The organism is Micrococcus sp. HG099, from assembly GCF_024723355.1.
GTDB classification, from domain to species: domain Bacteria; phylum Actinomycetota; class Actinomycetes; order Actinomycetales; family Micrococcaceae; genus Micrococcus; species Micrococcus endophyticus.
In genome coordinates this window covers 1-10,774 of the sequence record NZ_JANQCJ010000079.1, presented here as the reverse complement: position 1 = coordinate 10,774, position 10,774 = coordinate 1, and the positions used below count along the sequence as shown (strand labels likewise).

General features: G+C 74.4%; 9 protein-coding genes. 5 read left to right on the top strand and 4 right to left on the bottom strand.

Features of this window, described 5'->3' with window-relative positions; translation table 11 throughout:
• On the top strand, positions 1 to 237 hold a 237-nt coding region (locus NWP10_RS07930), incomplete at its 5' end, for a DUF4192 family protein (protein ID WP_258300481.1).
• Between the two features lie 173 nt (positions 238 to 410).
• Positions 411 to 2,078: an RNA polymerase sigma factor gene (locus tag NWP10_RS07925; RefSeq protein WP_258300480.1), complete on the top strand. Its 1,668-nt coding sequence runs from the start codon at positions 411 to 413 to the stop codon at positions 2,076 to 2,078.
• 94 nt (positions 2,079 to 2,172) lie between these two features.
• Here NWP10_RS07925 and NWP10_RS07920 read toward each other — a convergent pair whose 3' ends face one another.
• Positions 2,173 to 2,382, bottom strand: coding sequence for a hypothetical protein (locus NWP10_RS07920; RefSeq protein WP_080981729.1), 210 nt, complete (start codon positions 2,380 to 2,382; stop codon positions 2,173 to 2,175).
• 272 nt (positions 2,383 to 2,654) lie between these two features.
• On the opposite strand from NWP10_RS07920, the gene NWP10_RS07915 reads away from it, so the two are divergent.
• The 3 genes from NWP10_RS07915 to NWP10_RS07905 all read left to right on the top strand — a co-directional run bounded on the left by NWP10_RS07915 (position 2,655) and on the right by NWP10_RS07905 (position 5,406).
• Complete coding sequence (locus NWP10_RS07915; RefSeq protein ID WP_258300479.1) at positions 2,655 to 4,760, top strand: type IIA DNA topoisomerase subunit B; 2,106 nt, start codon at positions 2,655 to 2,657, stop codon at positions 4,758 to 4,760.
• A gap of 217 nt (positions 4,761 to 4,977) precedes the next feature.
• A complete protein-coding gene (locus NWP10_RS07910) occupies positions 4,978 to 5,145 on the top strand; it encodes a hypothetical protein (RefSeq protein WP_258300478.1) in 168 nt (55 codons plus the stop codon).
• Complete coding sequence (locus NWP10_RS07905) at positions 5,146 to 5,406, top strand: hypothetical protein (protein ID WP_017489670.1); 261 nt, start codon at positions 5,146 to 5,148, stop codon at positions 5,404 to 5,406.
• Between the two features lie 95 nt (positions 5,407 to 5,501).
• On the opposite strand, the gene NWP10_RS07900 is transcribed toward NWP10_RS07905, so the two are convergent.
• From NWP10_RS07900 to NWP10_RS07890, 3 genes are read right to left on the bottom strand one after another with little or no spacing between them, the layout of a single operon-like run.
• A complete protein-coding gene (locus NWP10_RS07900) occupies positions 5,502 to 6,575 on the bottom strand; it encodes an NAD(P)-dependent oxidoreductase (protein ID WP_258300477.1) in 1,074 nt (357 codons plus the stop codon).
• Complete coding sequence (locus NWP10_RS07895) at positions 6,572 to 9,511, bottom strand: alpha/beta fold hydrolase (protein WP_258300476.1); 2,940 nt, start codon at positions 9,509 to 9,511, stop codon at positions 6,572 to 6,574. Before NWP10_RS07895 ends, NWP10_RS07900 begins: the two co-directional genes overlap by 4 nt.
• 22 nt (positions 9,512 to 9,533) lie before the next feature.
• Complete coding sequence (locus NWP10_RS07890; protein WP_017489669.1) at positions 9,534 to 10,565, bottom strand: 3-oxoacyl-ACP synthase III; 1,032 nt, start codon at positions 10,563 to 10,565, stop codon at positions 9,534 to 9,536.
• Between the last annotated feature and the right edge of the window lie 209 nt (positions 10,566 to 10,774).

The window sequence follows — 10,774 nt, the reverse complement described above, 5'->3', positions numbered from 1 at the left end:
GGCCTGCGACGCCTCGTGCCGGACGCCCCGCCGCCGGCGGCCGCCCAGGCACTGGCCCTGGCCGGCTGGGTGGGCTGGGCGCGCGGCCAGGGCTCGGACGCCGCGGCCCACCTGGCGGCCGCGGCCGAGCTGGCGCCGGACGACCCGTTCGTCACGCTGATGCGCCGCGTCGTCGACACGGGGTGCGTGGCCGGCTGGGCGGCGCACCCGGACACCGCGTGGCGGCCCGGGGCGTGAGCCGCGCGTGAGAGGATGGTCCGGCTCCATGTCGGCGGGCACTCCCGGGCCCGTTCCCGGGGAGGCGGAATAGACCCCCACCCCGCCGGTGTTGGACATGCACGGACCCTGCAGTCTGCGGGCCCGGACGGCCGACGCCGTCCGAGGCCGGGACTTGACAGGGTCACGCGTATATGGACTGCACGGCTCCGCGAACGACCGCGGACCAGACGGAAAGGCCTCGAGTGACCACGTCGACGACCAACGGTGCGCAGGACGCCCCGGAGACCACCGACTCCGGCGCCGCCACCACGCGCTCCCGCTCCACGGCCGCGAAGAAGACGACCGCGGCGAAGAGCACCACGGCCAAGGGCACCGCCGCGCGCAAAACCGCCTCCTCCACGACGGCCGCCAAGTCGACCGCGAAGTCGGCCGCGGCCAAGGGCGCCGCCACCAAGTCGGCCGCCACCAAGGCGACCGCCAAGACCGCCACGGCGGACGGCGACGCCCCCGCGAAGACCACCACCCGCCGGACCGCCGCGTCGAAGACGACCGCCGCCAAGTCGACCGCGGCCAAGCCGGCTGCGAAGACCACCGCCCGGAAGAAGGCCGCGCCCGCCGCGACCGCCAACGGCAAGAAGGCCACCGCGTCCGCCGCCGCCCGTGCCGAGCAGGACGAGGAGCTGGCGGACGCCGTCGAGCGCACCGACGCCGCCGACGCCGTGGACCCGGACGTGGCCGACCTCGTCGACGGCGAGGCCAAGACCGCCGCCGAGGACGCGGACGACGAGGACGCCGACGGCTCGGACGCCCCCGAGGCCCCGGCGATGGACCAGGAGGCCGTGACCGGCACGAAGGCCGCCACAGGCCAGAAGGTGGCCCAGTCCAAGGGCGCGTTCGTCGTGGACGACTCCGAGGACGACGCCCCGGTGCAGCAGGTGGTCGTGGCGGGCGCCACGGCGGACCCGGTGAAGGACTACCTGAAGCAGATCGGCAAGGTCGCCCTGCTCAACGCGGAGCAGGAGGTGGACCTCGCCATGCGCATCGAGGCCGGCCTCTACGCCGAGCACGTGGTGCAGGCCGAGGCCTCCGACGACTACCGCGAGCGCCGCGACATCCAGCTGATCATCGCGGACGGCCGCAAGGCCAAGAACCACCTGCTCGAGGCCAACCTGCGCCTCGTGGTCTCGCTGGCCAAGCGCTACACCGGCCGCGGCATGCTGTTCCTGGACCTGATCCAGGAGGGCAACCTCGGCCTCATCCGCGCCGTGGAGAAGTTCGACTACACCAAGGGCTTCAAGTTCTCCACCTACGCCACGTGGTGGATCCGCCAGGCCATCACCCGCGCCATGGCAGACCAGGCCCGCACCATCCGCATCCCCGTGCACATGGTCGAGGTCATCAACAAGCTCGCCCGCGTGCAGCGCCAGATGCTCCAGGACCTGGGCCGCGAGCCCACCCCGGAGGAGCTGGCCAAGGAGCTGGACATGACCCCGGAGAAGGTCGTGGAGGTGCAGAAGTACGGCCGCGAGCCGATCTCGCTGCACACCCCGCTCGGCGAGGACGGCGACTCCGAGTTCGGCGACCTCATCGAGGACTCCGAGGCCGTGGTCCCCGCGGACGCCGTGTCCTTCACGCTCCTGCAGGAGCAGCTGCACTCCGTCCTGGACACGCTCTCGGAGCGCGAGGCCGGCGTGGTCGCCATGCGCTTCGGTCTCACCGACGGCCAGCCCAAGACCCTGGACGAGATCGGCAAGGTCTACGGCGTGACGCGCGAGCGCATCCGCCAGATCGAGTCCAAGACCATGTCCAAGCTGCGCCACCCGTCCCGTTCGCAGGTGCTCCGGGATTACCTGGACTGAGCCGAGGCGGCATGACGAAGGGCCGGACCCCCGCGGGGGTCCGGCCCTTCGGCTGTGCGGGGCGCCTCGCCGGCGCGCGAGGCGTGCGCCGCGGTCAGGCGCCGGCGGTCAGGCGGTCGGTCTCGTCCTGCCAGTGCGCCGCCTGGGGGCGCAGCGCGTCCTCCACGGCGCGGGCGTGGTGGCCGCAGAACTGGAGGGCGCCGCCGGAGGGCAGCACCGCGCGGACGTAGGCCTGGGCTCCGCAGCGGTCGCAGCGGTCGGAACGGGTGAGGGCGGCCGGCTCGGCCACGGCGGTGATGGACATGGAGTCCTCCTCAGGTCTCTCGGGTCCGGAGGGCGGCGTCGCCGTGGGGGCGGGCCGGTCCTCCTCTTGTCCCATGGAACAGCAAGGATGGCAGGGAACTTCCCGCCCTGTCCGCACCCGGGGGCGCGTTTCGCCAGCCGCGTACGCGCCGGCCCCCGGCCGCCGCGCCGGGCCACGGGCCGGGACCCCCGTCGCGGCCCCGCCGCGGCCCTGTCGCGTCCGGGGCGCGGAGTACGCTGGACGGGCCGTCGTCGTCCACCGAAAGGCCCCCCGTGCCCGCGAACTCCGAGTACAACGCCCGCCACCTCTCCGTCCTGGAGGGGCTCGAGGCCGTGCGCAAGCGGCCGGGCATGTACATCGGCTCCACCGACTCCCGCGGCCTCATGCACTGCCTCTGGGAGATCATCGACAACTCGGTGGACGAGGCGCTCGCCGGCTACGGCCAGTCGATCGAGATCACCCTCCACCCGGACGGCTCCGTGGAGGTCGAGGACAGCGGGCGCGGCATCCCCGTGGACGTGGAGCCGCGCACCGGCCTGTCCGGCGTCGAGGTGGTCTTCACCAAGCTGCACGCCGGCGGCAAGTTCGGCGGCGGCTCCTACGCGGCCTCCGGCGGCCTGCACGGCGTGGGCGCCTCCGTCGTCAACGCGCTCTCCTCCCGCCTGGACGTGCAGGTGCTGCGCGGCGGCAAGGTGCATCAGATGTCCTTCCGCCGCGGCGAGCCCGGCCGCTTCCAGGACGGCTCGCGCCCGTCCCCGGACGCCCCCTTCGAGCCGTCCACGGACGCCTCGCCGCTGGACGTCGTCGGCAAGGCCAAGCGCGGTCAGACCGGCACCCGCGTGCGGTACTGGGCGGACGAGCAGATCTTCATCAAGGATGCCGCGTTCTCCGCGGACGACCTGCACGCCCGCGCGCGGCAGACCGCGTACCTGATCCCCGGGCTGCGCATCACCGTCAAGGACCTGCGCCGCCGGCCGGGCACCCCCGGGGCGGAGGGACCGGTGGAGGAGGTCTTCCAGTACGACGGCGGCATCTCCGAGTTCGTGGAGCACCTCACCCCCGCCACGCCGGTCACGGACGTGTGGCGGATCCAGGGGTCCGGGTCGTTCAAGGAGCGCGTCCCCGTGCTCGGCGAGGACGGGCGCACCGCCATGCAGGACGTGCAGCGCACGTGCGAGGTCGACCTCGCGCTGCGGTGGGACGTCGGCTACGACACCGTGTTCCGCTCGTTCGTGAACATCATCGCCACCCCCAAGGGCGGCACCCACCAGTCCGGGTTCGAGACCGCGCTGCTCAAGGCGTTCCGCACCCAGGTCGAGTCCAACGCCCGCCGCCTGAAGGCCGGCTCCGACAAGGTGGAGAAGGACGACGTGCTGGCCGGCATGACGGCGGTGCTCACCGTCCGCCTCGCCGAGCCCCAGTTCGAGGGCCAGACGAAGGAGATCCTCGGCACCTCCGCCGTGCGCCGCATCGTGGCGCAGGTGGTGGAGAAGGAGCTGACTGCCCGCCTCACCGCCACGGCGCGCGCCCAGAAGCAGCAGGTGCACGTCCTGCTGGAGAAGGTCGTCGCCGAGATGAAGTCGCGCATCTCGGCCCGCACGCACAAGGAGAACCAGCGCCGCAAGAACGCCCTCGAGACCTCCACCATGCCCGCCAAGCTGGCCGACTGCCGCAGCAACGACGTCGCCTCCTCCGAGCTGTTCATCGTGGAGGGCGACTCCGCGCTGGGCACCGCCAAGCTGGCCCGCTCCTCGGACTTCCAGGCGCTGCTGCCCATCCGCGGCAAGATCCTCAACGTCCAGAAGGCCTCCGTCTCGGACATCCTGGCCAACGCCGAGTGTGCGGCCCTGATCCAGGTGGTCGGCGGCGGCGCCGGGCGCAGCTTCGACCTGGACGCCGCCCGCTACGGCAAGGTGGTGCTGATGACGGACGCGGACGTGGACGGCGCCCACATCCGCACCCTGCTGCTCACCCTGTTCTTCCGCTACATGCGCCCCATGGTGGAGGCCGGCCGGGTGTTCGCCGCCGTGCCCCCGCTGCACCGGATCGAGGCCGTGACCAAGGGCGTGAAGGAGCGCGAGGTCATCTACACGTACTCCGAGCAGGAGCTCTACGCCACGCTCGCCCGGCTGGAGAAGGAGGGGCGGTCCTACAAGGAGCCCATCCAGCGCTACAAGGGCCTGGGCGAGATGGACGCGGACCAGCTGGCGGAGACCACCATGGACCCCCGGCACCGCACCCTGCGCCGCGTGAACATCGCCGAGGTGGAGGCGGCCGAGCGGGTGTTCGACCTGCTCATGGGCTCCTCCGTGGCCCCGCGCAAGGACTTCATCGTCTCCCACGCGGACGAGCTGGACCGCGAGCGGATCGACGCCTGAACCGACCCGCTTTCGTGTGGGAAACGGGAGGCGTCCCGGGCGTTTTCGTGTGGGAAACGGGAGGCTTCCCGGGCGTTTTCGTGTGGGAAACGGGAGGCGTCCCGGGCGTCTTCGTGTGGGAGAAGGGGAGGCTCTGGCCCTCACCCCAGGGTCCGGCCCTCCGCCGCCGTGAGAGCCTGACGGCATGCCTTCACACAGGAATGCACGAGACGCCCCGATGACACGGAGGGCATGGCGGCTGCGCATCGTCCTGGCGTCGACGGCCTTCGGGGGCGCCGCCGGCGCCCTCGCCCTGCGGACCCAGCTGCCGCCGGCATGGCTGCTGGTGGCGGCCGTCGTCGCCGTCGTGCTGGGGGTCGTGGCCCTGCGGGGCGTGCACCACTGAGTGGACCAGGAGAAGGCGCGCCGCACCGTCTTCTACGCCGGCGAGGGGTCGGCGGCGCTGTTCGTCCTGCTGACCGTCGGGCTGTCCGTGGTGCCGGCGTGGGTCATCGGGGCCCTGCCGGACCCGGCACTGCAGTCTCCCGCAGCGGCCGTGCTGGCGGCCGCGGTGGCGTCGGCCGTGCACGGCGTGCTCTCCGCCACCACGACGCCGACGCCCCAGCCCGTTCCCGACGTCGTCCGGCCCGGACCGTCGACCGGCTGACGGGAAGGCTCCCGTTCCCCGCACGAAAGTGCTCGGCTAGGCTCCCGTTTCTCGCACGAAAGCGTGGGGGCGGCGGGGGAGGCGACGGGCCGGGGTCAGCGGGCGCGGTAGTACGCCGCGAGGCGGTGCAGGCCCTCGTCGATGCTCACGGACGGGGTCCAATCGAGCACTTCGCGGGTGCGGCGCTGGTCGAACCAGTGGGCGGTGGAGAGCTGCTCGGCGAGGAACTCGGTGAGCGGGGGCTCGCCGTCGTCGGAGCCGACGCCGCGCGAACGCAGGCCGAAGAGGTCCCGCTCCCAGGCGCGCTCGATCATGGCCCCGGCCCGGCGGGCGAGGCCCGCGGGCACGTGGCGCTGGGGCTCCTCGGCGCCGCCGGCGAGGGCGATCTGGCGGACCAGCTCGCCCACGGGGCGCGGCTCGCCGTTGGTCACCACGAGCGCCTCGCCGTGGTGGTGGTCGGCCGCGGACACGGCGGCCACCACGGCCTCGACGGCGTTGCCCGTGTAGAGCGTGTCGATCAGCGGCGCGCCGGTGCCCAGCACGGGCATCCGCCCGGCGCGCGCCCGCTGCACGATGCGGTCGGTGAGCTGCATGTCCCCGGGGCCCCACATCAGGTGGGGGCGCAGCACCAGCACGCGGAAGTCGTCCCGGTCCGCGGCCAGGGCGAGCCGCTCGCCCGCCGCCTTCGTGCGCGCGTACGGTCCGCGCGCGTGCTCGGGGCTGGCGGGGCCGGCACCCTCGCCCACGATCGAGTCGCCCGCGTGGGCCACCGAGGGGGAGGAGATGTGCACGAACCGGCGCACCCCGTGCCGCTGGGCGGCGTGCAGCAGGATGCGGGTGCCCTCCACGTTCACGGCCTCGAACTCGTGCTCGGGACCGGAGACGGAGACCTTCGCGGCCACGTGGACCACGGTGTCCACCCCGGCCACGGCGCGCTCGACGGCGGCCGGGTCGGTGACCGAGCCCTGCACGTCGCGGGCGCCCGCCACGTCGGAGGGCCGGCGCTGCAGCGTCACGACGTCGTTGCCCGCGTCCGCGAGCACGCGGGCGACGCCGGCCCCCAGCAGGCCCGAGGCCCCGGTCACCAGGACGCGACGGCTTTCGAGGCGCTCCACGAGCTCGGGCATGCCCGCCTCGTCGAGGCCGACGTCGTAGCCGAACCCGCTCACAGCGCGCCCGCCCGTCCGCCGGCCAGCACGCCCTCGGCCCAGCGGGCCACGCGGGCCCGGTCGATCTTCGAGTTGTGCCGGATGTCGGTGGGGATCTCGTCGGCCACCAGAACGGCGGCCACGGGCAGCGGCTCGAGCGCCGCGCGCACGGCCGAGGCCAGGGCGGTGGGGGCCAGGCCCTGCTTGGGCCGCCCGTCCCGGTGCTGCCCGGCGCGGCGCGCCGGCCGGGTGGCCGGGACCGCGGCCTCCACCACCACGACGACGGCCTGGGTGCCGCGCGGGCCCACACCCACCACGGCGCTGCGCCGGACGGGGCCGAGTGCGTCGACGGTCTTCTCGGGGCCGCCGGGGCCGAGCGGCCCCTCGGGGGTGGTGATGACGTGCTGCAGCCGGCCCTCGAGCCAGACGCGCCCCTCGGCGTCGAAGTGGCCGATGTCCGCGGTGCGGTGCCAGACGCGGCCGTCGCGGCGCCACAGGCCGTCCCGCTTGCTCTGCTGGTCGGTGTGCCAGAGCGCGTCGTACCGGTCCTTCAGGTGCGGGGCGCTCACCACGATCTCGCCGAGCACGCCGTGGCCCTGGGCGGGATCGAGGATGAGGTCCTCGGCGGTGCCGTCCTCGAGCAGCGGGGCGATGGCCAGGGACACGGTGGGCAGGGCGGTGCCGACGCACACGCCCTCGTCGTCGGCGCCGCGCAGCCGCTGCACGGTCTCGCCGTCGATGTCCGTGAGCAGCAGGCCCTCGGTCATGCCCCACGGCGTGTGGAACTCCGCGTTGGGCATGAGGCCCCGGACCTGGCGCATCAGCTGGGGGTGCACGGGCGCGCCGGCGGAGAGCACGAGGCGCACCGCGTCCAGCGCGTCCCGACGCGCGGCGTCGAGGCCGTCAGCGGTGGCGACCACGTTGGCCAGCGCGGCGGGGGAGGCGAAGAGTACGGTGGACTGGCCGGCGATCGCGGCGTCCGCCAGGCTCCGCGCGGTCAGCGTGGCCGGCTTGGTGACGTCCATGTCCGGGGACACGGAGGCGGCGCCGAGGGCCGGGCCGAGCAGCGCGAAGGGCGCGAACCCGGCCAGGAGCGAGCCGCCGGGCCGGATGCCCAGGGTCCGGGAGATCATCGTCACGAGGCGGCCCAGGCGCTCGTGCGTGTAGACGACGCCCTTGGCCGGCCCCGTGGAGCCGGAGGTGAACAGGACGGCGGCGTCCGCGTCGAGGGCGGGCTCGGGCAGCGGGCTCCCGTGCTCGTCCACGGGCTCGCCGACGGCCGGGTCCCGATGCCGCTTGATCATGGCGTAGATCGAGTCCGAGACGTCGAGCAGCCGCTTCTGGGCGGCGCCGGGCTCGGTGACGGAGATCCGGGTGCCGGGCCAGGACTGGGCGCGGGCCAGGGTGAGGCCGGGGGTGCGCCCGATGATCCAGCGCGGCCGGGCGGACTTCATGGCGCGGGTCATGCCGGCGATGCCGAGGCCCTGGTCGGCCACCACGGCCACGCCGCCCACGCGCAGCACCGCGTAGAGCGCGGCGGAGAGGTCGCGGCCCGGGGGCACGAGCATGGCGACGCGGTCGCCCGGGCGCATGCCGGCGGCCCACAGGCCGGTGGCGATCGCCGAGACGGTCTCCTGGAGCTCGCCCCAGCTCACGGCCACGGGGCGGCGGGCACCGCCCACGAGGGACCGGCCGGTCTGCGCGCCGGCCATGTCCACGAGGGCGGTGTACTCGCGGTGCTCGGAGCCGGGGGCGCCCCAGTCGCGCAGGTGGTCCCACAGGCGGGCGACGTCGTCGCCGGCGGGCGCGGAGTGCTCGCCCAGGTCCACGTGGAGCCCCTCCTCGTCCGCCGGGGACGCAGCCGGCGCGTGCGGCACGGGCCCGGGCAGGCCCGAGCCGGGGTCGTCCAGCTGCCCGGCGCGCAGCAGCTGGGCCCACTGCAGCAGGGGGGCGGTGACGTCGCGGTCGTCGACCAGCAGGTGCCCGGCCTCCTCGTAGCGGTGCACGCGCGCCTGGGGCAGGCGGTCGCGCAGGTCGTCGAGGTAGCGGTCCAGGAACACGGGGTCGTCGGCGCCCCACAGGATGAGCGCCGGCGTGCCGGCCCGGCCGAGCGAGGAGACGCCCTCCCACACGCGCCGCAGCTCGGCGTGGCTGCCGTGCGAGGGCTCGGCGGGGATGTCCGCCACGAAGCCGCCGACGCCGCCGCGGCGGTCCGCGGTCTTGTAGGGCAGGTGGTAGGCGGCGCGCACGTCCGAGGCCAGGGCGGGCTTGGCCAGGGAGGTGGTCACGGAGATGAACGCGTCCGTCAGGACGGTGGAGGCGGGCAGCACGGGCCCGGCCAGGGCGGCCTGCAGGGGCGTGGGGATGGGCGCGCCCTCCGGGTGGTGCACCGCCGTGTTGAGGGTGGCCACGCCGTCCACGAGCTCCGGGTGGCGGCCCGCCCAGCCGAGGGAGACGACGCCGCCCCAGTCGTGGCCGAGGGTGATCAGCGGGTGTCCGGTCGCCGCGAGGTCCCGCAGGCCGAGCGTCTCCAGCAGGGCGTCGAGGTCGTCGATGCGCGCGCCGAGCGAGCGGTAGGTGTCGCCGTCACGACCCATCGTGGCGGCGGCGGGGTGGCCCGGGTGGGCGAGGCGCTCGGAGAAGCCCATGTCCAGCTGGTCCGGGGCCACCACGCGCCACGCGGCCATGCCGCGCCGGGCGCGGCGGACGGTCTCGGCGAGCAGGGAGCGCCACAGCCAGGACCAGGTGGGGTTGCCGTGCACCGCCACGATGGTGCCCACGATCTCGGCGCCGGCGGCCGCGAGCACGGGGCCCGTGTCCGCCACGTGCAGGGTGCGCACCGTCCCCTCCGGGTCCGCGGCCGAGCGGATCTCCACGAGGCGGGACCACGCCGGGTCCCAGCCGGGCAGGCGGTCGGCGGGGGGCAGGACGGCGGGGGCGGCGGGGATCTGCGGCATGGGTCTCCTCTGGTCCTTCAGTTCACCACTGGATCTCGAGCATGGCGGTGTTCAGGCCCGAGCCCACGCCCAGGCACACCACCGTGTCCCCGGCGGACAGCTCGTCCATCTCCCGCACGAGGGTGATGGGCAGCGAGGCCGGGCCGACGTTGCCCAGCACGGGGAACGTCGTCGGGATCCGGTCCAGGGGCAGGCCGGCGGACTCGGAGATCGCGTTGGTGTGGAGCTGGGAGACCTGGTGGGTGATGAACCGGTCCGCGTCCTTCCACGCCCACTCGGCGGGGGTGTCGTTCCACGCGTCCATGACGAGCTCGAGGCCGTCGTTGAGCAGGGCGGTGGAGTCGGTGTACATGCCGCGGTGGTCGCCGACGCACAGGTCGTGGTGGTCGGTGCCGGCGCGGGTGATGCCGCGGACGATCCGGTGGGCGTCCGGGTGGTCCTCGATCGAGCCGACGACGGCGGCCGCGGCACCGCAGCCCAGGGTGAGGGAGGCGAACTGCTCCATGAAGTTGCCGCGGTTCGTGGTGGAGGCGTGCAGGTTCTCCACGGTGGCGTCCTGGACCTTGGAGGCGTCCTCGCTGGCGACGACCACGGCGTAGTCCACCTGGCCCGCGTCCACGAGGGTGGAGGCCATCATCAGGCCGTTGACGAAGCCGAGGCAGGCGTTGGTGATGTCGAAGTTGGTGGCCGAGGTGGGCAGGCCCATCATGTGGTGGATCCGCACGGCCACGGAGGGCTCGAGGGTCGCCCGGGTCACCGAGGTGTTGATGAGTAGCCCGACGCGCTCGGGACCGATCCCGGCGGCGGCGAGGGCGGCGGTGCCGGCCTGCGCGGCGGCCTCCTGGAAGTCCTGGGAGGCGTCCCAGTTGCGCCGGGCGCGCACGCCCGCGACGCGCTGCAGCAGGTGGGGCGGGAGCTTGAGCCGCCGGAGCACGTCCGCCAGCCGCTCGTCGAGGTCGTCCGAGGTCACCTCGAGGGGCGCCTCGACCTCGGTGACCGCCAGGAGGGCGGCGCGGGAGTACTCGTAGCTGGCGTTGCCGGACACGTTCGTCACCAGGACCAATCTGCGGGAGGACGGGGGACTCACCCCGGGGTGAGGCGAGATGTCACTCTATCGGAGCGGTGCGGACGCCCGCCCAGGATGGGTGTCGCTCGGCCCGGGGCGAACACGGCCGGGGGCGCCGGCTCAGGGCAGGCCGAGCAGGGCGGCCGCGGTGGCCGCCGGCAGGGCGAGGGAGGCCGCCGCCACGAGCGCCGCCGCCG